At 70.8% G+C, this 22509-nt stretch carries 23 protein-coding genes and 1 pseudogene; 12 read left to right on the top strand and 12 right to left on the bottom strand.

Going from position 1 to position 22509, the window contains the following annotated elements:
* Positions 1-2: 2 nt before the first annotated feature.
* From ACWCSD_RS01130 to ACWCSD_RS01095, 8 genes are all read right to left on the bottom strand, one after another.
* The gene (locus ACWCSD_RS01130; protein WP_397154625.1) at positions 3-584 is read right to left on the bottom strand and encodes an RNA polymerase sigma factor; all 582 of its coding nucleotides are present in this window, start codon (positions 582-584) and stop codon (positions 3-5) included.
* A 58-nt stretch (positions 585-642) separates the two neighbouring features.
* The gene (locus ACWCSD_RS01125; RefSeq protein WP_358290313.1) at positions 643-1428 is read right to left on the bottom strand and encodes an SDR family NAD(P)-dependent oxidoreductase; all 786 of its coding nucleotides are present in this window, start codon (positions 1426-1428) and stop codon (positions 643-645) included.
* Positions 1429-1500: 72 nt separating this feature from the next.
* Positions 1501-2400 (bottom strand): lysophospholipid acyltransferase family protein, encoded by a 900-nt coding sequence (locus ACWCSD_RS01120; RefSeq protein WP_397154628.1) that lies wholly within the window; start codon positions 2398-2400, stop codon positions 1501-1503.
* A complete protein-coding gene (locus tag ACWCSD_RS01115) occupies positions 2397-3392 on the bottom strand; it encodes an NAD-dependent epimerase/dehydratase family protein (RefSeq protein WP_358290316.1) in 996 nt (331 codons plus the stop codon). Before ACWCSD_RS01115 ends, ACWCSD_RS01120 begins: the two co-directional genes overlap by 4 nt.
* Before the next feature lie 22 nt (positions 3393-3414).
* Positions 3415-3513 (bottom strand): 30S ribosomal protein bS22, encoded by a 99-nt coding sequence (locus ACWCSD_RS01110; protein WP_018654693.1) that lies wholly within the window; start codon positions 3511-3513, stop codon positions 3415-3417.
* Between the two features lie 175 nt (positions 3514-3688).
* Entirely contained in the window at positions 3689-3892 is a 204-nt protein-coding gene (locus tag ACWCSD_RS01105; RefSeq protein ID WP_026214222.1) for a helix-turn-helix domain-containing protein, read from the bottom strand.
* A 312-nt stretch (positions 3893-4204) separates the two neighbouring features.
* Positions 4205-4987: a phosphatase gene (locus ACWCSD_RS01100; protein ID WP_449912314.1), complete on the bottom strand. Its 783-nt coding sequence runs from the start codon at positions 4985-4987 to the stop codon at positions 4205-4207.
* 52 nt (positions 4988-5039) lie between these two features.
* Complete coding sequence (locus ACWCSD_RS01095) at positions 5040-6203, bottom strand: acetoin utilization protein AcuC (protein ID WP_358290323.1); 1164 nt, start codon at positions 6201-6203, stop codon at positions 5040-5042.
* A 205-nt stretch (positions 6204-6408) separates the two neighbouring features.
* Here ACWCSD_RS01095 and ACWCSD_RS01090 point away from each other — a divergent pair, with 205 nt between their 5' ends.
* From ACWCSD_RS01090 to ACWCSD_RS01075, 4 genes are all read left to right on the top strand, one after another.
* On the top strand, positions 6409-7458 hold the full coding sequence (locus ACWCSD_RS01090; RefSeq protein ID WP_449912312.1) for a sensor histidine kinase: 1050 nt from the start codon (positions 6409-6411) through the stop codon (positions 7456-7458).
* Positions 7455-8114 (top strand): response regulator, encoded by a 660-nt coding sequence (locus ACWCSD_RS01085; protein ID WP_387678005.1) that lies wholly within the window; start codon positions 7455-7457, stop codon positions 8112-8114. The genes ACWCSD_RS01090 and ACWCSD_RS01085 overlap by 4 nt, the downstream gene beginning before the upstream one ends.
* A gap of 82 nt (positions 8115-8196) precedes the next feature.
* Positions 8197-9087 carry an ABC transporter ATP-binding protein gene (locus ACWCSD_RS01080; protein WP_352325260.1) on the top strand — a complete coding sequence of 297 codons (891 nt, stop codon included), beginning with the start codon at positions 8197-8199 and terminating at the stop codon, positions 9085-9087.
* Entirely contained in the window at positions 9084-9827 is a 744-nt protein-coding gene (locus ACWCSD_RS01075; RefSeq protein ID WP_397154637.1) for an ABC transporter permease, read from the top strand. Before ACWCSD_RS01080 ends, ACWCSD_RS01075 begins: the two co-directional genes overlap by 4 nt.
* Before the next feature lie 34 nt (positions 9828-9861).
* On the opposite strand, the gene proC is transcribed toward ACWCSD_RS01075, so the two are convergent.
* Positions 9862-10656, bottom strand: coding sequence for a pyrroline-5-carboxylate reductase (gene proC, locus ACWCSD_RS01070; protein WP_352357328.1), 795 nt, complete (start codon positions 10654-10656; stop codon positions 9862-9864).
* 39 nt (positions 10657-10695) lie between these two features.
* Entirely contained in the window at positions 10696-11577 is an 882-nt protein-coding gene (locus ACWCSD_RS01065) for a proline dehydrogenase family protein (RefSeq protein ID WP_397154640.1), read from the bottom strand.
* Positions 11578-11658: 81 nt separating this feature from the next.
* Between ACWCSD_RS01065 and ACWCSD_RS01060 the strand changes: the two genes are divergently transcribed.
* The 7 genes and pseudogenes from ACWCSD_RS01060 to ACWCSD_RS01030 all read left to right on the top strand — a co-directional run bounded on the left by ACWCSD_RS01060 (position 11659) and on the right by ACWCSD_RS01030 (position 20015).
* Complete coding sequence (locus tag ACWCSD_RS01060) at positions 11659-12102, top strand: hypothetical protein (protein ID WP_397154642.1); 444 nt, start codon at positions 11659-11661, stop codon at positions 12100-12102.
* A 440-nt stretch (positions 12103-12542) separates the two neighbouring features.
* The gene (gene dnaK, locus ACWCSD_RS01055) at positions 12543-14414 is read left to right on the top strand and encodes a molecular chaperone DnaK (protein ID WP_397154644.1); all 1872 of its coding nucleotides are present in this window, start codon (positions 12543-12545) and stop codon (positions 14412-14414) included.
* Positions 14414-15013 (top strand): nucleotide exchange factor GrpE, encoded by a 600-nt coding sequence (gene grpE / locus ACWCSD_RS01050; protein ID WP_357966251.1) that lies wholly within the window; start codon positions 14414-14416, stop codon positions 15011-15013. The genes dnaK and grpE overlap by 1 nt, the downstream gene beginning before the upstream one ends.
* A 21-nt stretch (positions 15014-15034) precedes the next feature.
* Positions 15035-16216, top strand: a complete 1182-nt coding sequence (gene dnaJ, locus ACWCSD_RS01045) for a molecular chaperone DnaJ (protein ID WP_397154646.1) — start codon at positions 15035-15037, stop codon at positions 16214-16216.
* Between the two features lie 3 nt (positions 16217-16219).
* Positions 16220-16543: pseudogene (locus ACWCSD_RS01040) on the top strand (heat shock protein transcriptional repressor HspR); the annotation flags it as partial.
* Positions 16544-16573: 30 nt separating this feature from the next.
* Positions 16574-19144: an ATP-dependent chaperone ClpB gene (gene clpB, locus ACWCSD_RS01035; RefSeq protein WP_358290347.1), complete on the top strand. Its 2571-nt coding sequence runs from the start codon at positions 16574-16576 to the stop codon at positions 19142-19144.
* A gap of 217 nt (positions 19145-19361) precedes the next feature.
* Positions 19362-20015 (top strand): hypothetical protein, encoded by a 654-nt coding sequence (locus tag ACWCSD_RS01030; protein ID WP_449912305.1) that lies wholly within the window; start codon positions 19362-19364, stop codon positions 20013-20015.
* A gap of 153 nt (positions 20016-20168) precedes the next feature.
* On the opposite strand, the gene ACWCSD_RS01025 is transcribed toward ACWCSD_RS01030, so the two are convergent.
* The gene (locus ACWCSD_RS01025) at positions 20169-20699 is read right to left on the bottom strand and encodes a tetratricopeptide repeat protein (protein WP_352357346.1); all 531 of its coding nucleotides are present in this window, start codon (positions 20697-20699) and stop codon (positions 20169-20171) included.
* 173 nt (positions 20700-20872) lie between these two features.
* Between ACWCSD_RS01025 and ACWCSD_RS01020 the strand changes: the two genes are divergently transcribed.
* Positions 20873-21166: a hypothetical protein gene (locus tag ACWCSD_RS01020; RefSeq protein ID WP_397154651.1), complete on the top strand. Its 294-nt coding sequence runs from the start codon at positions 20873-20875 to the stop codon at positions 21164-21166.
* A gap of 190 nt (positions 21167-21356) precedes the next feature.
* On the opposite strand, the gene ACWCSD_RS01015 is transcribed toward ACWCSD_RS01020, so the two are convergent.
* On the bottom strand, positions 21357-21947 hold the full coding sequence (locus ACWCSD_RS01015; protein WP_387678343.1) for a TetR/AcrR family transcriptional regulator: 591 nt from the start codon (positions 21945-21947) through the stop codon (positions 21357-21359).
* Positions 21948-22509 lie beyond the last annotated feature (562 nt).

Genomic DNA, 22509 nt, shown 5'->3' with positions numbered 1-22509 from the left:
GGTCACTCCTCCGCCAGCATGGGGTTGGTGTCGCCGAGCGCGGCCCGCACCTTCCGCCTGCCCCTGTTGAGGCGGGAGCGCACGGTTCCGATCGGGATGCCGAGGGCCCGGGCGACCTCTTCGTAGGTGAGGTCGCCCCAGGCGATCAGCAGCAGGACGTCCCGGTCCTTGGCGGGCAGCGCGGCCAGCGCGCCCGCCAGGCGGGGACGGGCGGCCTGCGCCGTGACCCCCGCGGCGACGCGGTCGGCGGGCGACTCCACGTCCTGGTCGAGGGGGGACCGCAGGAACGCCCGGTACCGCGCCGCCTCCTTGCGGTGGTGGCGGGAGATGAGCTTGGTGAGGATGCCGAAGAGCCACGGCCTGGCGTCGGGGCAGGACAGGTCGTAGCTCTTGCGGCGGGAGAACGCGACGAGGAACGTCTCGCCGACGAGGTCCTCGGCGGGCTCAGGGCCGAGGCGTTTGGAGACGTACCGGTAGAGCATGGCGGAGTAGCGGTCGAACAGCTCGGCGAACGCCTCCGGCTCGGTCAGGGAGGCGCTCATGAGCTCCGAGTCCGCCCCCCTGGTGGCGGGTTGCGTGATCATCTCCGCCCTTCTGTGGAGAATCGGTCACGGATGTCTTGCCACAACCCGCCAAGAGGGTTCAGATCTCCTTCAGGAACCCGCCGTCCACGGCGATGTCGGCGCCGGTCGTGCTGCCCGAGCGCGGCGAGACCAGCAGGGCCACCATGTCGGCGATCTCCTGCGGGCTCACCAGGCGTCCGGTGGCCAGCTTCATCATGCCGGGGGCGACCTGGGCGATGACGTCCTCCTTCGAGGCCCCGGCCATTCCGGCGATGACGTCGGCGGCGCCGCCGTCCTTGGTCCACCAGTCGGTCAGCACCGGGCCGGGCGAGATCGTGTTCACCCGGACGCCCTGCGGGCCGTACTCCTCCGAGACGGCCTTGCTCACGTGGTTCATGGCGGCCTTGGCCGCGCCGTAGTCCACGTTCATGGCCCCGGGCTGGCGGGCCGAGCCGGAGGAGATGTTCACGATCGAGCCGCCGCCGCGCTCCACCATGAGGGGCACGGCCGCGCGGATCATGCGTACGGCCGCGAACAGGTTGAACTCGAACATGGCCTGCCAGTCGTCGTCGCCCGGCGCCATGAACCCGACCCGGGGCAGCGTCACGCCGGGGGGCGGCCCGCCGGCGTTGTTGACCAGGATGTCCACCCCGCCGAACTCCTCGACGGCTCGGGCGATCACCCGGGCGGGCGCCTGCGGGTCCATCAGGTCCACCGCGACGTGCGTCACCTTGGCGTCGGGCGCGGTCCGCGAGGCCGCCACGACGTGCACGCCCTCCTCCGCCAGGGTGCGCGCGACGGCCAGGCCGATGCCCTTGGACGCGCCGGTGACGACGGCCACACGGCCGGAAAGCTGGAGATCCATCGAAGAGGTTCCTCTCGGGTGTCAATGACTGCACCCGCAAGAACACCGGCCGGACGCGACCGGTTGCACCCTTCACAGGAACGGCGGGAAGGCCGGCCCCCTGCGCAGCCGCAACTCGTTGAGCATCTGCTGGACGACCTCGCGCACGTGGTCGGTCAGGTTGAACACCAGCATCGGGTCGTCGGCCGCGGCGGGCTCGTACTCGTCGGTGCGGATCGGCTCGCCGAACTCGATCATCCACTTGGACGGCAGCGGCACCAGCCCGAGCGGCCCGAGCAACGGGAAGAACGGCGTGATCGGCAGGTAGGGGACGCCGAGGATGCGCGCCAGGAACTTCAGGTCGCCGATCTTCGGATAGATCTCCTCGGCCCCCACGATTGCCGTGGGCACGATCGGCACGCCCGCGCGGATCGCCGAGGCCACGAACCCGCCCCGGCCGAACCGCTGCAGCTTGTAGCGCTCGGAGAACGGCTTGCCCACGCCCTTGAAGCCCTCGGGGAACACGCCGACCAGCTCGCCCTTGCGCAGCAGCCGGTCGGCGTCCTCGGGGCAGGCCAGCGTGTGGCCGGTCTTGCGGGACAGGTGACCGAGCAGCGGGAGCTGGTAGACCAGGTCGGCCCCGAGCAGGCGGACGGCCCGGCCCGCCTCGTCGTGCAGGGCGACCTGCATCATGAGCGCGTCGATCGGCAGCGTGCCGGAGTGGTTGGCCACCACCAGCGCGCCGCCCTCGGCGGGCACGTTCTTCAGCTCGGCCGTCTCGACCCTGAACCAGCGGTGGTAGAGCGGCCTGATCAGCTCAAGGAGCACCTTGTCGGTCAGCTCGGGGTCGTAGCCGAACTCGTCGACCTCGTAGTCGCCGGTGATGCGCCGGCGGACGAACGCCAGCAGCCGGGCCAGCGGGTCGGGCTCCTCGTAGGACGGCGCGGCGCTGATCGGGATCACCCGGCCTTCCTCCTCGTGCGGCACGCTCACGGACGCACACCTCCGAACGGATGCATACCCCGTGAACGCACGAAGTCGTCGAAGGCCGCCGCGGTGGTGTACTTGGGCCGCCAGCCCAGCTCGGCCTCCAGCCTGGCGGTGTCGACCGCCCGGCCGTAGCTCATCAGCCGCAGCTGCTCGGGCGAGTACTCGACGAGGCCGAGCCTGCGCACGGTGTTGCCGAGCGTGCGGAAGACGGGCGCGAGCAGCGGCAGCGACGCCCGCCCGGCCCGACGCGCGCACTGCGACAGCAGCAACACGCCTGCCCCGGCCACGTTGAACGTGCCGGGGTGGTCTTCGTTCGCCATCCTGCGCAGCACCTCGACCGCGTCGTCCTCGTGGACGAACTGCAACCGCGGGTCGAAGCCGAACACCGTCGGCAGGACGGGCTGGGTGAAGTACCGCGTGAGCGGCGAGTCGACGCCCGGACCCATGAAGTTGGCGAAACGCAGCAGCGACACCGTCACGTCGGGGCGGCGGCGCGCGAAACCGCGCACGTAGCCCTCGACCTCCGCCGCGTCCTTGGCGTAGCCGTGGACCGGGCCGACGTGCGGCTCCAGGTCCTCGGTGAACACCGCGGGATCGCGCGGGGACGAGCCGTAGACGGCGGTGGTGGAGCGCACCACCACGCGCCGCACGGTCGACGACCGCTGGCAGGCACCGAGCAGTTGCATGGTGCCGATGACGTTGTGCTCCTTCATGGCGGCCCTGCCATCGCCCTTGGACGGGGCGCTGACCAGGCTCATGTGCACAACGGTGTCGATGTCCGCGGCCGCGATCACCTCGGCGATGTCGGGGCTGCGCAGATCGACCCGGACGAATTCCGTCCGGCCCAGAGTGATGCCGCCGTCCCGCGTCAGCGAGGGGGGCGGCACGGTGTCCACTCCGATGACGCGGCTGATCTCCGGGTCAGCCGCGAGGACGCTCGCCACCCGGGCGCCTATGTGGCGCGAGACCCCGGTGACAAGCACGGTGTGGGTCATCAGCGCCTCGCAGCTGCGTCGGTTACTTCTTGTTACGCCGCTGGATGCGCGTCTTCTTGAGCAGCTTGCGGTGCTTCTTCTTGGCCATCCGCTTGCGGCGCTTCTTGATCACAGAGCCCACGGGACCCCCAGGTACTGATAGCAAGTCTGAATCGATGTGCGAGCGCACACCGGGTGACAGACTACCGGCGATCGGGGGTGGATCGCCCCTTGGGGGGTGAAAGCCCGGCCTCGTGGTGCGCAGGCCGGGCTTCTCCCGCGACCGAATTCACGGCGCGTTCGGGCGCGCCGCTACTTCAACCTGCCTCGATGTAGGCCTCCCGCAGATAGTCGTGGACCGCCTGCTCGGGCACTCGGAACGACCGGCCAACTCGGATGGCCGGCAGCTCCCCTGAGTGGACGAGCCGGTACACCGTCATCTTGGACACCCTCATGACCGTCGCGACTTCAGCCACGGTCAGGAACTTCACCTCGCTGAGAGGTCTTTCGCCTGCACCCATCGGACGCCTCTTCCGCACGTGTTTCCGGGTTATCCCCACTGGTGCCATTGCTCACGCACGTGTACTGCCGTCAGCGTAAGTCGGGACTCCGGGTGCGCAAACCCCCTATTTTCTCAGCCCGCGGAGCCACCTGTCAGCCGGACCAGTAAAGTCGCTGGTTAGCAGCCAGGCCGAGCACCTCGCCTGGACCTTGGAACTGTCCAAGTTGCCACACATAAGAGTCGCCCAAGCCCCATCAAAAGTTGGCAAAGGGACAGCGAGCCTCTTGGAATGCAGGCGCGAAAAGACGGTATGGGGAGGGCCGTTTTCGACTCAAAGGGCTCGTGAGACCAGAGTGACCAACCGCTCGGTCAGCGGAGCGTAATAGCGGGGTAGCACATTGTCGTCGAGTGGCACGACGACGTCGATCTTTCCCTCGGCCTCGCCGAGGAACAGGCCGGGGTCGTTGCTGTCGGCGAAGGCCACCGTCGGCACGCCCGCCTCGCCCGCCGCCCCCGCCCAGCCGTGGTCGGCGATCACCAGGTCGGGCAGCCCGACTTCGAGCTCGTCGAGCATGTGCCGCATCGGGGCCGAGTCGTGGGTGTGCACGAAGCCGCCGCGGTCGTCGAGCATGGCGACGTCCTGGAGGTAGCGGATGCGGCGCGGACGGCCGAAGCCGGAGCCGGCGTACGTCCAGCCCTCGGCCGGGGTGAGCAGGGTCGCGCCACGCTCGACGGCGAACCTGGCCAGCGGCAGGTGGACGGCGAGCAGCCCGGTCGGGTGGCCGGTGGCGAACAGCACCCGCGGGGCCGGTCGCGACAACACCGACGCGATGCGCGCCGCCATGGCGTCGATCGCGTCGATCGTCAGGTCGGGGTCGATGGTGTCCTGGCCGCGGCGGTGGCCGGGATCGGCGACCACGCCGGCCGACTTGGCCATCAGGTCGAGGACGTCCCGGAAGGTCCACGGCTGCTCGAACGTCAGGCCGAGCATGTAGTACGGGTCGCGGTTGGCCAGCGAGCTGTAGTGGTCGAGGTTGTTCTCGCGCGACGTCGCGACGTCACCGGCGATACGGCTGTGGATCAGGTGTCGGCGGAGTTCGTCGCGGCTCAGCACAGGTCTTCCTCATCAGGGGCATCGAGGACGTCGAGCGTCGTCGGGGCGGTCGTCAGGGCATCGGGTCGAGGCCGTGCAGAGGGAACACCGCCTGCCGGGTCGCCATGACCGCACGGTCGATGGGGTCCGCTGGGTCATAACCGCCGGAGATGTCGCGAAATTCCGGGTTACGTCCGTCGGTCATGGTCAGCGGGGGCGCCTCGCCGGTGCGCTCCCTGACGTACTGGCGCCAGGCGTCGGGGGTGGGCGTGGCCGGATCGACGGGATGCCCGGCGGCCTCGGCGATGAGGTGCGTCCAGATGCGCGGCACGACCTGGACGAGCTCGTAACCGCCGCCGCCCACCGCGATCCACCGGCCGCCCGCCGTCTCGTGCGCCAGGTCGTGCAGGGCCGCGTAGGCGGCGCGCTGGCCGTCGATGCTGAGCATGAGGTTGGCGAGGGGGTCGAGCGCGTGGCTGTCGCAGCCGTGCTGGGTGACCAGGATCTCCGGGCCGAACTCGCGCAGCAGCGGCGGCACGACCGCGTGGAAGGCGCGCAGCCAGCCGGAGTCGCCGCAGCCGGCCGGGAGCGCCACGTTGACGGCCGTGCCCTCCGCGCCGGTCTCGTGCGGGAAGCCGGTGCCCGGGAAAAGCGTGCGCGGGCTCTCGTGCAGGCTGATCGTCAGCACCCGGGGGTCGTCGTAGAAGACGGCCTGCACGCCGTCGCCGTGGTGCACGTCGACGTCGACGTAGGCCACCCGAGTGGCCCCCTGCTCCAGCAGCCAGGCGATGGCCAGGGCCGGGTCGTTGTAGACGCAGAAGCCGCTGGCCGCGGCCGGCATGGCGTGGTGGAGCCCGCCCGCGACGTTGACCGCGTGCTCGGCCGCACCCTCCCAGACCGCGCGCGCCGCCGCCAGGGACGCCCCCGCGATCAGCGCGGACGCCTCGTGCACGCCCTTGAAGGCCGGATTGTCGGTGGTGCCGAGCCCCGCCCGCAGGTCGGGCACGCCGGCCACGGAGACGCCCTTGACCGCCTCGATGTAGCCGCGGTCGTGCACCATGGCCAGCTCGTCGTCGCCGGCGGGCGCGCAGCCGGCCATCTCGACCTTGTCGAGGACGCCGAGCGCGCGGGCGAGCGCGATCGTCAGCTCGACCCTGATGGGCGCCAGCGGGTGGCTCGGGCCGAAGTTGTAGGAGGTGAGAGCGTCGTCCCAGATGACTCGTGCCGTTCGGCTCATGCCCCGCCCTCCGCGCGTCCCTCACCTTGCGCCGACGTTACCGCAGCGCCCTGTTCCGGTTGTAGCCCGGGTGATCGTCGGGGATGCTCTCGGTCGCATCAGAAAATTCGTGACTTAGTGTTTTATGGTGCGCTGGGCGCGACCTTTCCGCAGAATCTTCCATTTCTTCCGACGTCCCCGGGTTTTCGACACCACGATCGTGGTCGTGCTCGCCCTGTTCGCGGGCCTCGGGGTGATCGTGTCGTCCGTCCAGACGGGGGCCGACGGGGCTCTGGGGTCGGCGCACTTCCTGCTGACCAGCGTGCTGCTGCTGGTCCGCCGGAGCAGGCCGGTGCTGGTGGCCGGGGCCGTGACGGCGTTCGACGTGGTCGGCATCGCGGCCGGACTCGTGACGTCGGCCACCATCCCGGAGGGCATCGCCTTCTACAGCCTGGTGCGGCACTCCTCCGGCCGTCCGTCGCTGGTCATGACGGTCGTGGGGATCGTGGTCTACGGCACGGTGATGGAGATCAAGGGGCCGGGCCTCGGGCAGTTCCTGGCCGGCGCCTTCGTCGTCGCGATCCCGGCCGGCATCGGCGCGCTGGTCAAGGCCAGGGCCGAGCTGAACGAACGCAGCAGGCTGGAGGCCGCCGACGCCGCCGTACAGGCCGAGCGGCGGCGGATCGCCAGGGAGCTGCACGACGTCGTCGCGCACCACATCACGGTGATCAACGCCCTGGTCGGCGGCGCGCGGGCGACGCTCGCGCCCGAGCAGGAGGTCACCCGCGAGGCGCTGGAGAGCGCCCAGCAGACCGCCCGCCAGGCGATGTCGGAGATGCGCCGGCTGCTGCACGTGCTGCGGGCCGACGGCAACGACGGCCCGGACGCCGCGACCGGCGTGGGGGCCGACCGCCTGCCCGCACTCATCGGCGAGGCCAGGAGCGCCGGGCTGCCCGCCAGCCTGACCGTCACGGGCGAGCCGGTGGCGCTGCCCTCGGCCGTGGACCACGCCGTCTACCGGATCGTGCAGGAGGCGCTGACCAACACCCGCAAGCACGCGGCCGGCGCCAGGGCCAGCGTGCGCCTGGCCTACGGGTCCGAGGCGGTGGAGGTCGAGGTGCTCGACGACGGCGTGCCGCAGCAGGGCGGCGCGCCGGGGTTCGGGCTGGGCGGCATGGCCGAGCGGGTCGCGTTGTGCGGCGGCCAGCTTTCGACCGGCCCGCGTCCCGGGGGAGGATTCCGGGTGCACGCCCGCATCCCCTTGGAGGCAACATGATCACGGTGCTGCTGGTCGACGACCACGAGCTGGTCCGCAAGGGGTTCCGGCTGATGCTCGACGCGCAGCCCGACCTGTCCGTGGTGGGCGAGGCCGGCGACGGCGAGCGGGCCGTCGAGCTGAGCCGGCGGCTGCGTCCCGACGTGGTGCTGATGGACCTGCACATGCCGGGGCTCGACGGCGTGCGGGCCACCGAGCTGATCACCTCGGAGCTGCCGGGCGTGCGGGTGCTCGCGCTGAGCACCTTCGACCTGGACGAGAACGTGCTCGCGGCGCTGCGGGCGGGCGCCGACGGCTTCCTGCCCAAGGACGTCTCCCCGGAGGAGCTGATCGAGGGCGTGCGCGTGGTGCACCGGGGCGAGTCGGCGGTCGCGCCGCGGCTGCTGACCCGGCTGATCGGCACGTTCGTCCGCGCGTCGAGGCCGCCGGCCGCGCCCGCGCCGCCCGTGCTGGACGCGCTGACCGAGCGCGAGCGGGAGATCCTCGTGCTGATCGCCAGGGGCCGGTCGAACACCGAGATCGCCGGGCAGCTGGCCGTCTCCCCCTCGACCGTCAAGAACCACGTGACCAGCCTGTTCGCCAAGATCGGGGTCAGGGACCGGGCGCAGGCCGTGATCGTCGCGTACGAGGCGGCGCTGATCAAACCTGGAGACTAGGACCAGGCTCCCAGGCCGCGCCCGGCAAGAACGTCCTCACGGCCGAAGAGAACGGCAGGCCCCGGGCGGCACGCTTGGTGGCATGACGGCGATTCGCGCAACCAACCTGAGCAAACGCTACGGCGCCACCCATGCCGTCGCGGACCTGTCGTTCGACGTCGAGCCCGGCCAGGTGACCGGGTTCCTCGGGCCGAACGGCGCCGGCAAGTCCACGACCATGCGGATGATCCTCGGCCTCGACCGGCCGTCGAGCGGGTCCGTGCTGGTGGACGGGCGGCCGTACCAGGAGCATCGGCACCCGCTGCGCAAAGTGGGCGCGCTGCTGGACGCCAAGGCCGTGCACGGCGGCCGCAGCGCCCGCAACCACCTGCTGGCCATCGCCCAGAGCAACGGCATCCCGGCGGGCCGGGTGAACGAGGTGCTGGAGGCCGTCGGCCTGCGCGAGGTGGCGCGGCGGCGGATCGGCGGTTTCTCGCTCGGCATGTCGCAGCGCCTCGGCATCGCGGCCGCGCTGCTCGGCGACCCCGAGATCCTGCTCTTCGACGAGCCGGTCAACGGGCTCGACCCCGAGGGCATCCTGTGGATCCGCACGTTCATGCGCAAACTGGCCGCCGAAGGGCGCACGGTGTTCGTCTCCAGCCACCTCATGAGCGAGATGGCCCAGACGGCCGACCACCTGATCGTGATCGGCCGGGGCCGGCTGATCGCCGACACGAGCGTGCAGGAGTTCATCGGGCGCAGCTCGCAGGGCTACGTACGGGTGCGCTCCCCGCGCCTGGCCGAGGTCGCCGACCTGGTCAAGGTGGGCGACCTGTACCCCGACCACCTGCGCGTCACCGCGATGAGCACGCTGGAGATCGGCACCCTGACCGCTCGGGCCGGGATCCCCCTGGAGGAGCTGACGTTCGTGCAGCCCTCGCTCGAAGCGGCGTACATGGAGCTCACCAAGGACAGTGTGGAGTACTCGTCATGACCGACATCCTGAGGTCCGAATGGACCAAGATCCGTTCGGTGCGTTCGACGGTGTGGACGCTCGCCGTCACCGCCGTGCTCCTGATCGGCCTGGGCGGGCTGCTGTCGGTCGCGTCCAGGGCCACGGCCGACGGGCAGCCCATCACCGGTGACCAGGCCGTCATGACGAGCCTGACCGGCATCATGTTCGCCGCGCTGTCCATGGCCACGCTGGGCGTGCTGGTGATCTCCAGCGAATACCGGACCGGCGGCATCCGCACGTCGCTGCTGGCCGTGCCGCGGCGGCTGAAGCTGCTCACCGGCAAGATCGTGGTGTTCACCGTGACGGCGCTGGTCGTCTCCACCGTCGCGGCGGCCGCCGCGGTGGCCGTCGGCGTGGCGATCCTCCGGCCGGACTCGGTCGACGTGGGCACCGCGGCGCAGTCGGTGTTCGGGGCCGGGCTCTACCTCACCGCCTGCGGCCTGTTCGGGCTGGGGCTCGGCACGGTGATCCGGCACACGCCGGGCGCGATCGTCTCGGCCATCGCGCTGATGATGGTGCTGCCGCAGCTCACCAACGCGCTGCCCGGCGCGTGGGGCAAGGCCGTCGCGGACCACTTCACCACCAACGCCGGTATGGAGATCGTGCTGGACCAGCCCGGGAACCCGCTGGGGCCGTGGAGCGGGCTCGGCGTCTACGCGCTGTGGGTCGCCGTCGCGGTGGTGGCGGGGGCCGTGCTCCTGCAGCGGCGGGACGCCTGAGCCGCACCCGGCGGCCGGGCTCCCCCGCCGCCGGTCAGCCCGAGGCGAGCTGGCGCCCCCGGTCGCGGGCGGCCTCGATGGCGGCCAGGAAGGCGGCGCGCACGCTGTGGCGCTCCAGCTCGGCGATGGCCGCGATCGTGGTGCCGCCCGGCGAGGTGACGGCCTCCCGCAGGATCACCGGGTGCTCACCGGAGTCGCGCAGCATCACGGCCGCGCCGACGATCGACTGGGTGACCATGTCGAGCGCGGCGGCCCGCGGCATGCCGAGCAGGATGCCCGCGTCGACCATGGCCTCGACCAGGTAGAAGAAGTAGGCGGGGCCGCTGCCGGACAGCGCGGTCGCGGCGTCCTGCTGGGACTCGGGGATGCGCAGCACCTTGCCGACCGGCTTGAGCAGGCCCTCGGTGAGCTTGAGGTGCTCCTCGCCGGCGTGCGCGCCCGCCGAGATCACGCTCATCGCCTCGTCGAACTTGATCGGCGTGTTGGACATGACCCGGACCACCGGCACCTCGACGCCGAGCCGCTGCTCGACGAACGCGGTGGTGATGCCGGCCGCCGCCGTGATGACCAGGCGGTCGGCCGGGACGTAGGGGGCGATCTCCGCCAGCAGGGTCGCCATGTCCTGGGGCTTGACGGCCAGGATCAGGGTGTCGGCCGACTTGGCCGCCTCGGCGTTGTCGACCGTGCGCACGCCGTACGTCTCGCGCAGCGCCTGCGCCCGCTCCGGACGGCGGCTGGTCGCCATGATGTCGCCCGGCTTGAACCCGGCGCGCAGCAGCCCGGACAGCAGGGCCTCGCCCATCTTGCCGGTGCCCAGAATCGCGATCATCTCGACCTCTCGAAGGGGAACGGACGCCGGCCCAGCCTACTAGCCCCGCGACAGCAGCGATCTGAGGAAGAACGCCAGGTTGCGGGGGCGTTCGGCCAGGCGGCGCATGAGGTAGGCGTACCAGTCGGCGCCGTACGGGACGTACACGCGCACCTGGCCGCCCAGCCCGGCCAGACGGCGCTGCTCGCCGGGGCGCACGCCGTACAACATCTGGTACTCGAAGCCGTTGACGTCGCGGCCGTCGAGCACGGCCAGGGTGGAGGCGATCTGGATCATCCTGGGGTCGTGCGTGGCGATCATGGGGTAGCCGGTGCCCGCCATGAGGATCTTGAGGCAGCGGACGAACGAGCGGTCGACGTCGGCCGGCCTGCTGTAGGCGCCGGGGGCGGTGTAGGCGCCCTTGCAGAGCCGCACGCGGGCGCCGGCCAGCTTCTCGCAGCGTTCGAGCGCGTCGGGCAGGTACGCCTGAACCACGATCCCGACGTCGGGGTGCTCCTTGCGCAGGGTGGCGTGCACGAAGTGCAGCCCGCCGATCGTGTCGTGCTCCTCGGCGTCGAGCGTGACCGTGATGCCGCGGGGGGCCGCCGCCTCGCAGATGGTGGCCGCGTTGTCGAGCGCGACCTGCTCCGACAGCCGCAGCCCGAGCGCGGTCAGCTTGACCGAGGCGTCGCCGCCCGGCGGCAGCCGGTCGAGCAGCGACAGGTACTCGCGCACCGCCGCCTCGGCCTGTCTCCTGTCGGTCACCTCTTCGCCCAGGTGGTCGACGGTCACGAGCAGGCCCTCGTGGGCCAGCCCGCGGATGACCTCGCCGACGTCGTCGGCGACGTATCGCTTGACCACGTCCCTGGTCAGCGGCGATGTGGTGATGACGCGTTCGGCGCGTTCGCTCTTGGAGACGGCGAGCATTGCCTGACGGAGCACGTGACCCACACTAACCGCCCACTTCCCGGGTATATCGCTGAACCGCGGACCTGCCCTTTTCGTCTTATGGATATGCGCACAATGACGACAGCGACTCTTCTCGCCGGTTCTCTGGTGCTCGCGACGGGTTGTGCCACATCGCCGCCGGCCGCCCGTCCGCTGCCGCAGACGCCCGCCGAGCACGTCGTGACACCGGTCACCACCGCCCCCAGCAAGGCCCCCGAGCCGGTCAAGCCCACCGGCGACGCCATCAACGTGCACAAGGTCCGCTGGACCAAGGCCACGGCCGTCGCACGCGGCAAGCAGGTCAGGCTCACCTGGTGGTCGGGCGTGGAGCCGTGCACCGTGCTGGACAAGGTCAAGGTCAAGGAGACCGCCAAGAAGGTCACCATCACCCTGTACGAGGGCACGTCCCCGAAGGCCAAGGACGTGTCCTGCATCATGCTGGCCCTGGAGAAGACCACGACCGTCAAGCTCAAGCACGCCCTCGGCAAGCGCAAGCTCGTGGACGGCGCGAAGCCCTAGCGCCCGAGGCGCCGGCAGCCCTCGGGAACGGCCGGGCGCGCGTCGATCCCGCCGTTCCCGGCAGGTACGGCACGTCCCCCGCGGCCCCGGCCTTGGGCAGGCTCGGCAACCGGCCGACGCCGTACGTCAGGAACGACTCCGGGAACGCCATGGTCCCGGCAGTCTGGCTTGCCCTCCGTCTGCGATCACCGGAGCAGGGACCCGCGGCGTGGTCCCACGGGAACCGCTCATCCTTGCGGCCGGCCTGGTGATCAGGTGGAACCAGCGGGCGCCCGCCCCCGTTACGCGGGTTGTGGAGAATCACGGTTTGGTGCCCGATTGTCGGGAATGCCGTCACGCTCACAGGGGTTGAGTCGGGTAGGCTCAAGTCGTTTGACAAAGACGACACGAATCCGTAGCTTGAGTCCAACCGACTCAACTTTGACTACAAGGACGTACTCATGGCACGTGCGGTAGGTATCGACCTTGGGACGACCAACTCCGTCGTCTCGATCCTCGAGGGCGGTGAGCCCACCGTCATCGCCAACGCGCAGGGCTCGCGGACCACGCCGTCCGTGGTCGCCTTCGCGAAGAACGGCGAGGTCCTGGTGGGCGAGGTCGCCAAGCGGCAGGCCGTCACCAACGTTGACCGGACGATCCGCTCGGTCAAGCGCGAGATGGGCACCAACTGGTCCCAGGAGATCGACGGCAAGAAGTTCTCCCCCCAGCAGATCAGCGCCTTCGTGCTGCAGAAGCTGAAGCAGGACGCCGAGGCGTACCTGGGCGAGAAGATCACCGACGCGGTGGTCACCGTCCCGGCGTACTTCAACGACGCCCAGCGCCAGGCCACCAAGGAGGCCGGCACGGTCGCGGGCCTCAACGTCCTGCGCATCATCAACGAGCCGACCGCCGCGGCCCTCGCCTACGGGCTCGACAAGGAGCAGGACCAGACGATCCTGGTCTTCGACCTCGGCGGCGGCACCTTCGACGTCTCGCTGCTCGACGTCGGCCAGGAGGACGGCCACGGCTTCGTCGAGGTCAAGGCCACCTCCGGCGACAACCACCTCGGTGGCGACGACTGGGACCAGCGCGTCGTCGACGAGCTGGTCAAGCGCTTCCAGAACGCCCACGGCGTCGACCTCGCCAAGGACAAGATGGCCCTCCAGCGCCTGCGTGAGGCCGCGGAGAAGGCCAAGATCGAGCTGTCCAGCCAGGCCGAGACCAACATCAACCTGCCCTACATCACCGCCTCCTCCGAGGGCCCGCTGCACCTCGACGAGAAGCTGACCAGGGCCGAGTTCCAGCGCCTGACGGCCGACCTGCTCGAGCGCACCAAGGGCCCGTTCCACCAGGTCATCAAGGACGCCGGCATCAAGGTCTCCGACATCGCGCACGTGGTGCTCGTCGGCGGCTCGACCCGCATGCCCGCCGTCACCGAGCTCGTCCGCGAGCTGACCGGCGGCAAGGAGCCCAACAAGGGCGTCAACCCCGACGAGGTCGTCGCCATCGGCGCCGCTCTCCAGGCCGGCGTGCTCAAGGGTGAGGTCAAGGACGTCCTCCTGCTCGACGTGACCCCGCTGTCGCTGGGCATCGAGACCAAGGGCGGCATCTTCACCAAGATCATCGAGCGCAACACGACGATCCCGACCAAGCGCTCGGAGGTCTTCACCACGGCCGAGGACAACCAGCCGTCGGTGCAGATCCAGGTCTACCAGGGCGAGCGCGAGATCGCCTCGTACAACAAGAAGCTGGCCACCTTCGAGCTGACCGGCATCGCCCCTGCGCCGCGCGGCATCCCGCAGATCGAGGTCACCTTCGACATCGACGCCAACGGCATCGTCAACGTCTCCGCCAAGGACCTGGGCACGGGCAAGGAGCAGACGATGACCATCACCGGCGGCTCCGCGCTGCCGAAGGACGACATCGAGCGCATGATGCGCGAGGCCGAGTCGTACGCCGAGGAGGACAAGAAGCGCCGCGAGGAGGCCGAGGTCCGCAACAACGCGGACGGTCTGGCCTACCAGACGGAGAAGTTCCTCCGCGAGAACGACGACAAGGTCCCCGGCGACATCAAGACCGAGGTCAACGACGCCCTGGCGGAGCTGAAGAAGGCTCTTGAGGGCACCGACACCGACGTCATCCGCACCTCCGCGGAGAAGCTCGCCACGGTCAGCCAGAAGATGGGCTCGGCCATCTACGCCGCCAGCCAGGGCCAGCAGGCCGGTCCCGAGGGCGCTCCGCAGGACGCCACGGCCGGTCAGGGCGCCAAGGCCGACGACGACGTGGTCGAGGCCGAGATCGTCGACGAAGACCAGCCGAAGAAGGACCAGTGATGCCGGCGCGCGACAACGGGCACGAGGAGCCGGTGATCCGCGACAAGCGCAAGATCGACCCGGAGACGGGCGAGGTTCGGGAGACCTCGGGCGAGCAGCCCGAGGCGCCCGCCGAGCAGGCGCCGGCGGCGGCCCACGACGGTGAGCTGGCGGCCCAGCTCGCCGAGCGGACCGCCGACCTCCAGCGCCTCCAGGCGGAGTACACGAACTACCGCAGAAGGGTCGAGCGCGACAGGGTCGCGGTCCGCGAGCAGGCCGTCGCCGGCGCGCTGACCGAGCTCCTCCCTGTGCTCGACGACATCGGACGGGCCCGTGACCACGGCGAGCTGACCGGTGGCTTCGCGAAGGTGGCGGAGTCGCTGGAGTCGGTGCTCACCAAGCTGGGCCTCAGCGCCTACGGCCAGAAGGGCGACCCGTTCGACCCGACGGTCCACGAGGCGCTGATGCACAGCTACTCGCCCGACGTGACCGAGCCCACTGCGATCGAGGTGCTGCAGCCCGGTTACCGGATGGGTGAGCGGGTGCTGCGCCCGGCGCGGGTGGCGGTGGCCGAGCCCGAGGACGCTCCTCCCGCGTCCAATGACGACGAAGCAAACTGACAAAAGGACGAAGGGCCGTAGATGAGCACCAAGGACTACCTGGAAAAGGACTACTACGCCGTCCTTGGTGTGCCCAAGACCGCCACCGCCGACGAGATCAAGAAGGCGTACCGGAAGCTGGCCAGGCAGTACCACCCGGACACCAACCAGGGCGACGCCGCCAAGGAGACCAAGTTCAAGGAGGTCTCGGAGGCGTACGACATCCTGTCCGACAGCAAGCGCCGCAAGGAGTACGACGAGGCGCGCACGCTGTTCGGGTCCGGGGTGGGCGGACAGCGCCCCGGCGGTGGCGGTTTCCCGTTCGACTTCGGCGACCTGTTCGGCGGCACCGCCGGCCAGCAGGGCGGGGGCGCCGGTGAGCGGCTCGGCGACCTGTTCGGCGGGCTGTTCAACCGCGGTGGGGCGGGGGGCTCCACCCGCACGACGAGCGCGACCAGACCGCGCCGCGGCCAGGACGTCGAGTCCGAGGTCACGCTCTCGTTCACCGAGGCCGTCGAGGGCACCACGGTCTCGCTCAGGCTGACGAGCTCGGCCGCCTGCACCGCGTGCAGCGGCACCGGCGCCAAGGCGGGCACGACCCCCCGGGTCTGCCCCACCTGCGAGGGCACCGGCGCGGCCAGCCGCAACCTGGGCAACTTCGCCTTCTCCGAGCCCTGCCGCGACTGCAAGGGCCGCGGGCTGCTCGTGGACGACCCCTGCCCCGTGTGCGAGGGCAACGGCCGGGCCAAGAGCACCCGCACGATCCAGGCCAGGATCCCCGCCGGCGTGGCCGACGGGCAGCGGGTCAAGCTCAAGGGCAAGGGCGCGCCGGGCGAGAACGGCGGCCCGGCCGGCGACCTCTACATCCTGACGCACGTCAAGCCGCACCACGTGTTCGGCCGGACGGGCGACAACCTCACGATCACGGTTCCCGTGACGTTCTCGGAGGCCGCGCTGGGCGCCGAGATCAAGGTGCCGATCCTCAAGGGCATGCCGGTGACCCTGCGCGTCCCGGCGGGCACGCCCAACGGCCGCACGTTCCGCGTGCGGGGCAGGGGCGTCACCCGCAAGGACGGCACCAAGGGTGACCTGCTCGCCAGCGTCGAGGTGCTCGTGCCGAAGACGCTCGACGACAAGTCGCGCGAGCTCCTCACCGAGTTCAACACCGCGACCGCGGGCGACGACCCGCGCGCCGATCTCATTCAGCGAGCCAGAAGCGAGTAGCCGATGGACGCCAACTATTTCGACCTGTCCGACGACACGCCTGTTTATGTGATTTCGGTGGCCGCGCAGCTCTCCGGGCTCCATCCGCAGACGCTGCGCCAGTACGACCGGCTCGGCCTGGTCAGCCCGGGCCGCACCGCCGGGCGCGGCCGCCTCTACTCCACAAGAGACATCATCCAGCTCCGCGAGGTCCAGCGGCTCTCCCAGGAGGAGGGCATCAACCTCGCGGGCATCAAGCGGATCCTCGAGCTCGAGAACGAAGCTCTGCGGCTGCGTGAGGAGGTTCACCGCCTGCGCGCCGAGATGCGGATGGTCAGGGCGCTGATCCGCTACGAGCTGCCACCGGGGGCCTAGGTTATGGACTACAAGCTCACCCAGAAGAGCCAGGAAGCTCTCTCGGGTGCCATGCGGCGCGCCGCCGCCGAGGGCAACCCGGAGATCTCTCCGGCCCATCTGCTCTCCACGCTGCTCTCCCAGACGGGCGGCACGGCCGTGCCGCTGCTCGAAGCGGTCGGCGCCGACTGGCGCACGCTGCGGGCGCGCGTCGAGGAGCAGCTCGCGGCGCTGCCGAAGGCTCAGGGCGCGACAGTGGGCGCGCCGTCGAGCTCGCGGCAGCTGCTCACCGTCATGAACACCGCCGCCCAGCACGCCAACCGCCTCGAAGACCTCTATGTCTCGACCGAGCACCTGCTCGTCGGCCTGGCGGCCGACGGCGGCCCGATGGCCGAGCTGCTCAAGGCGCAGGGCGCGACCCCGCAGGCGCTGCTCGACGCCTTCGAGAAGGTACGCGGCCACGCCCGCGTCACCAGCGAGACGCCCGAGGACACCTACCAGGCGCTGGAGAAGTACGGCGTCGACCTGACCGAGCGGGCCCGCGGCGGCGGCCTCGACCCGGTGATCGGCCGCGACTCGGAGATCCGCCGCGTGGTCCAGGTGCTCAGCCGCCGCACCAAGAACAACCCGGTGCTGATCGGCGAGCCCGGCGTCGGCAAGACCGCCGTCGTCGAGGGCCTGGCCCAGCGCATCGTGGCCGGGGACGTGCCCGAGTCGCTGCGCAACAAGCGGCTGATCTCGCTCGACCTGGGCGCGATGGTGGCCGGCGCGAAGTACCGCGGCGAGTTCGAGGAGCGTCTCAAGGCCGTCCTCTCCGAGATCAAGGAGAGCAACGGGCAGATCGTGACGTTCATCGACGAGCTGCACACCGTCGTCGGCGCGGGGGCCGCCGAGGGCGCCATGGACGCCGGCAACATGCTCAAGCCCATGCTGGCCCGCGGTGAGCTGCGCATGATCGGCGCGACCACGCTCGACGAATACCGCGAGCGCATCGAGAAGGACCCCGCGCTGGAACGCCGCTTCCAGCAGGTCTACGTGGGCGAACCCACGGTCGAGGACACGATCGCGATCCTGCGCGGGCTCAAGGGCCGCTACGAGGCGCACCACCAGGTGCAGATCGCCGACGGCGCGCTGGTCGCCGCCGCCGCCCTGTCCGACCGCTACATCACCAACCGCTTCCTCCCCGACAAGGCCATCGACCTGGTCGACGAGGCCGCCTCGCGGCTGCGCATGGAGATCGACTCCCGTCCCGTGGAGATCGACCAGCTCCAGCGGAGCGTCGACCGCATGAAGATGGAGGAGCTGGCCCTGACGAAGGAGACCGACGAGGCGTCGGTCCAGCGGCTCGACCGCCTGCGCCAGGAGCTGGCCGACCGCCAGGAGGAGCTCAACGCCCTCGTCGGCCGCTGGGAGCACGAGAAGGCCGGGCTCAACAAGGTCGGCGAGCTGAAGAAGCAGCTCGACGAGGCCAGGGGCGCGGCCGAGCGGGCCCAGCGCGACGGCGACTTCGAGGCCGCCTCCCGGCTCATGTACGCCGAGGTGCCCCGGCTGGAGCAGGCCCTCCAGGCCGCCTCCGACGCCGCGCCGCCGGACAACGCCATGGTCAAGGAGGAGGTCGGCGCCGACGACATCGCCGAGGTCATCTCCTCCTGGACGGGCATCCCCGCCGGCCGCCTGCTGGAGGCCGAGACGGCCAAACTGCTGCGGATGGAGGAGGAGCTGGGCCGGCGGCTCATCGGCCAGCAGCAGGCCGTACAGGCCGTCTCCGACGCCGTGCGCCGCAGCAGGGCCGGCATCGCCGACCCCGACCGTCCCACGGGCTCGTTCCTGTTCCTCGGGCCCACCGGTGTGGGCAAGACCGAGCTGGCCAAGGCGCTGGCGGAGTTCCTGTTCGACGACGAGCGGGCGATGACCCGCATCGACATGAGCGAATACTCCGAGAAGCACAGCGTGGCCAGGCTCGTCGGCGCGCCTCCCGGCTACGTCGGCTACGAGGAGGGCGGCCAGCTCACCGAGGCCGTCCGGCGGCGGCCGTACACGGTGGTGCTGCTGGACGAGGTGGAGAAGGCGCACCCGGAGGTGTTCGACATCCTCCTCCAGGTGCTCGACGACGGACGGCTGACCGACGGCCAGGGCCGCACGGTCGACTTCCGCAACACGATCCTGATCCTGACCTCCAACATCGGCTCGCAGTTCCTGGTCGATCCGAAGCTGGAGAACGACGCCAAGCGCGAGGCCGTCATGGGGGCGGTGCGCGGCTCGTTCAAGCCGGAGTTCCTCAACCGGCTCGACGACGTCATCCTCTTCGACGCGCTCGGCTCCGAGGAGCTGGCCCAGATCGTCGACCTCCAGGTCGACCGCCTGGCCCAGCGGCTGGCCGACCGCCGCCTGACGCTGGAGGTCAGCCCGGCCGCCCGCGAATGGCTCTCGCTGACCGGCTACGACCCCCTGTACGGCGCCCGCCCGCTGCGCCGCCTGGTCCAGTCGGCCATCGGCGACAAGCTGGCCAAGGCCGTGCTGTCCGGCGAGATCGCCGACGGCGACAAGGTCAGGGTGGAGCTCGGCGACGACGAGCTGCTCATCCAGCGCGGCTGAGGCGGTGCCAGCGAGCCCGGGGATCCCCGCGATCTCCGGGCTCCGGCATGTCATGCCAGGGTCATATCCCGTCGCCGCGGGGTAAGGTTCCCGCCACCCTTCGGACAAGCCGCACGCGACCGGCCGGACACGTGGCTAGCTTCGGCGTTCGTCAGATCACCGATTCCGATCAGAGGGACGTGCGGTGTCATCTCGTAAGATCCGAAGCATCCTCACGGTGGCCGTTCTGACCGTGGGCGTCACCTGGCCGGTCGCCGGTCCTTCGGTGGCCGACACCTGCCGGCCGCCTTCCGAGGCGGTCGCCTCGTACTGCGACGGCCACGCCAAGCTCCAGCTCAACGAGGGCAGAACGAACGGCCACCGGGTCGTCACCGAGGAGGTCGGCAAGCTCGCCATGGCCGCCGGTGACATGGCCAGGCGGCTCGGCCTGACGGGTCTGGCGGCCGCCAGGTCCGCCATGGGCCCGCTGGCCGACCTCGGCGGCGTCGGGGCGACGTGGGGCATGCCCTCGCTGAACAGCGCCTCGCCCGCGCTGTTCCCCGCGGCCTCCGGCAACAGCGGGATGCGTGATCTGGCCACGACGCTGCAGGTGCCCGCGCTGCCCGCCCTCCCCGCGCTGCCGCAGACGCCCGTCGTGGCCCGGGTGCCGGCCGAGATGACGCTCGGCGAGAAGCCGACCACCCCCGCCTCGGCCCGCGCCGCGAAGTCGCCGGGCCGGGCGCGGCAGCCGGTGCGGGAGGTCGGCGGCGATCTGATCTCGAACCTGCTGCCCAGGGCCGTGGAGAGCATCGAGGGCGCGTCGACGCTGCCCGGCGGCTACCCCGCGATCGACGGCTTCAGCCGCCTGCTGCCCGGTCTCGACCTGCACTGAGCCAATGTGTCCGGGCGCGGGTCGTGCCTGCCGCGCCCGGCTTCCTCAACCGGAGGGGCCGTGGCCGCGCACTGTCGCGGCCCCTCCGGCCCGGCTTCGCGGGCACGCGACAAGCCGGGCCCCGCGCTGGGGCCCGCCGGCCGGCCCCCGCGACTAGGAGACGAGCTCGTCGAGCTCGTCCTCCGGAAGGCCGAGGTCGACCCTGATCCGGTATCGCGTCCGCAGCAGCGCCACCTGCTCGGGGTCGCCCTCCTCGCAGCCCAGCACGGCCTGGGTGGCCCATTCGAGGCCGCCCCGCAGATCGCCGTAGGCGACCAGGGTCTCCGCGATGGTGTGGGCCGTCGCCGTGGAGACGTCGCCCTCCGCGCGGATGGTCTCGATGAGCTCCCGGGCCTCGTCGGGCCGTTCGAGCTCGAAGAGGGTGTCGGCGATGCCCGCGCGCGGGTCGAAGCCCGCGTCGCCGCCGTCCTCCACGGCGCGCTGGAAACACTCCATCGCGCGTGCGGGCTGTCCCGCCGCTCGCCACTCCTCGGCGGCCAGGACGAGGATGGACGCCCTGGAGACGTCGCCGGACGAATAACCGAGCGCGACGTCGTAAAGCCGACTGGCCAAGGAACTGTGGTCGTCGGCCAGCAGGGCCTGCTCCAGCAGACGATCAAGGTGCTCTCGGGTCACATGCGCCACACCCGCGAGACTACCGAGCCGCCAGGCGGTTTGCCCGGTCAATGCGCATCGCCGGTCACATGCAAATTCGGCAACGTCTCGTCCAAGGCTGGTCACGCTGCGCGTGTATGCGCAGGTCAGCGGGCATATACGGCATGCTTTGCGGTACGCGGGCGGAGGGGGCTGTAATGGGCATGTCCAGGCAGATGACCTTCACGCTGGCTTGCGCCGTCGTTCTCTCGGCCCTCGGGCCCGGCGTGGCCGGGTACCTGTCCGCCCGGCTGGACGCGATCCGCACGGCCGAACGCAACCTGCACGCGCTGCAGGCCAGGCTCGACGTCCGGCAGGCCCGGGACGTCCGGCCGGTGTCGTTCCCCCTGCCCTGCCTGCGTACGCCGGTGACGCCGCGCATCCAGCAGGTGCCCGAGGCGCGGCAGCGGGCCGCGCCCGGCGCCCGGCGGCCGGTCATCGCCGGCACGGCCCGGTGATCCGGCCGGCGACCACGGACCGCACGGCCCGGGCGAGCCCGAGCGCGACGCGGACCGGCCCACGCCTGTGGCGGGGGTCGAAAGGGGCACTGCGCTTGAAGGCGGACGGCGGAAGATCGTACATCTTCACCTCCGGAAGACCCGTGACGGACAGTGACGATCGCTCGTCGCTGTCATGCCCAGATCTCGGTCAGCGTCCCCCCTCGCCCTCGGTCAGCACGTGCGGCGACCACGACTTGAGCTGACGCGACAGGAACCCCCGCATCAGGTGCTTGGCGGCGTCGATGATGTCGGGCGCGCCGGCGGGGTCGCGCCGGAAGGCCAGCTTGAGCACCGCGTCGCCGGCCTCGACCGCGACCAGCACGGCCAGGTCGAGCGTCTCGCTGTCGGCCAGGCCGAACTCCTTGAGCAGCAGCCCGCGCAGCCTGCCCGCGATGACCGTGTTGTTCTCGGAGTCGGAGTCGAGCAGGTTGAGGTCGACGACGTCGCCGAAGTGCAGGCTCCGGAAGCCGGGGACCGTGCGGTGCATGTCGACGTACTCGTCGATGATCGCGTCGACGGCCTCCCACCAGCCGCGGTACTCCTCCTCCATGAACCGCAGCCCCACCCGCGCCACGAACTGCTCGACGTTGCGCCGGGTGAGCTCCTGGGTGATGGCCCGCTTGTCGGGGAAGAACTGGTAGACCGAACCGATCGCGACGCCTGCCCGCTCGGCTATGCGGGTGGTGGACAGGGCCTCGTAGCCGGTCTCGTCGAGGAGTTCGGCGCAGGCGTCGAGCATGCGCTCGACGCGCCGGGCGCTGCGGCGTTGGGCCGGCTGCCGCCGGAGAGCTTTGGGGTGGACGCAGTCATCATCCATTTGCGGCGAAGACACGGATTCATCTTCTCTCGTCTGCACGATCGTTACCTACTCATTTGCGGGATTTCTCGGATGACTGCCTGCCGGGTCGCCCGTGGCGAAATCCACGGGCCGGCATAACCGAATTTCCGTACTGGTCGGCGCGCCGAATCCGGCCCGGCGCGCGGCCCGCGGCCCAGCGCGGACGCCTGGTGGCCCGGCGCGGCTCCGGCGAGACGAGGCCCCGGGTAACAGCCCGCCGATGATATGTTCGATAAACGTTCCCCGACGGGGACCGTCATATTGTTCGACACAATCCCGGCACACTGTATTGCGAGACGATATTTCGCGAATAATCTTCAATTCGAGCGATAACGGCGATGCCGGGCCGCGCCGTCGTCGCGCGGGTGGCTGCGCTGCGTCCAGTGGCCGGCCTCAACCGTGCGGCGCCACGGTCGGCCACGGCCGGCCGCCCCGCCGGGCGGTCACCGCCGGCCGCGCCCCG

Source organism: Nonomuraea sp. NPDC001684 (genome assembly GCF_053596515.1).
This window is presented reverse-complemented; position numbering and strand designations above follow the sequence as displayed.

Coding starts and splice junctions, on each gene's coding strand:
- ACWCSD_RS01080 (WP_352325260.1), top strand. CDS start 8,197: ATGACGGCGATTCGCGCAACCAACCTGAGCAAACGCTACGGCGCCACC.
- ACWCSD_RS01020 (WP_397154651.1), top strand. CDS start 20,873: ATGTCCAGGCAGATGACCTTCACGCTGGCTTGCGCCGTCGTTCTCTCG.
- proC (WP_352357328.1), bottom strand. CDS start 10,656: ATGATCGCGATTCTGGGCACCGGCAAGATGGGCGAGGCCCTGCTGTCC.
- clpB (WP_358290347.1), top strand. CDS start 16,574: ATGGACTACAAGCTCACCCAGAAGAGCCAGGAAGCTCTCTCGGGTGCC.
- ACWCSD_RS01060 (WP_397154642.1), top strand. CDS start 11,659: ATGACGACAGCGACTCTTCTCGCCGGTTCTCTGGTGCTCGCGACGGGT.
- ACWCSD_RS01085 (WP_387678005.1), top strand. CDS start 7,455: ATGATCACGGTGCTGCTGGTCGACGACCACGAGCTGGTCCGCAAGGGG.
- ACWCSD_RS01115 (WP_358290316.1), bottom strand. CDS start 3,392: ATGACCCACACCGTGCTTGTCACCGGGGTCTCGCGCCACATAGGCGCC.
- dnaK (WP_397154644.1), top strand. CDS start 12,543: ATGGCACGTGCGGTAGGTATCGACCTTGGGACGACCAACTCCGTCGTC.
- dnaJ (WP_397154646.1), top strand. CDS start 15,035: ATGAGCACCAAGGACTACCTGGAAAAGGACTACTACGCCGTCCTTGGT.
- ACWCSD_RS01075 (WP_397154637.1), top strand. CDS start 9,084: ATGACCGACATCCTGAGGTCCGAATGGACCAAGATCCGTTCGGTGCGT.
- ACWCSD_RS01125 (WP_358290313.1), bottom strand. CDS start 1,428: ATGGATCTCCAGCTTTCCGGCCGTGTGGCCGTCGTCACCGGCGCGTCC.
- grpE (WP_357966251.1), top strand. CDS start 14,414: ATGCCGGCGCGCGACAACGGGCACGAGGAGCCGGTGATCCGCGACAAG.
- ACWCSD_RS01105 (WP_026214222.1), bottom strand. CDS start 3,892: ATGGGTGCAGGCGAAAGACCTCTCAGCGAGGTGAAGTTCCTGACCGTG.
- ACWCSD_RS01095 (WP_358290323.1), bottom strand. CDS start 6,203: ATGAGCCGAACGGCACGAGTCATCTGGGACGACGCTCTCACCTCCTAC.
- ACWCSD_RS01130 (WP_397154625.1), bottom strand. CDS start 584: ATGATCACGCAACCCGCCACCAGGGGGGCGGACTCGGAGCTCATGAGC.
- ACWCSD_RS01015 (WP_387678343.1), bottom strand. CDS start 21,947: ATGCTCGACGCCTGCGCCGAACTCCTCGACGAGACCGGCTACGAGGCC.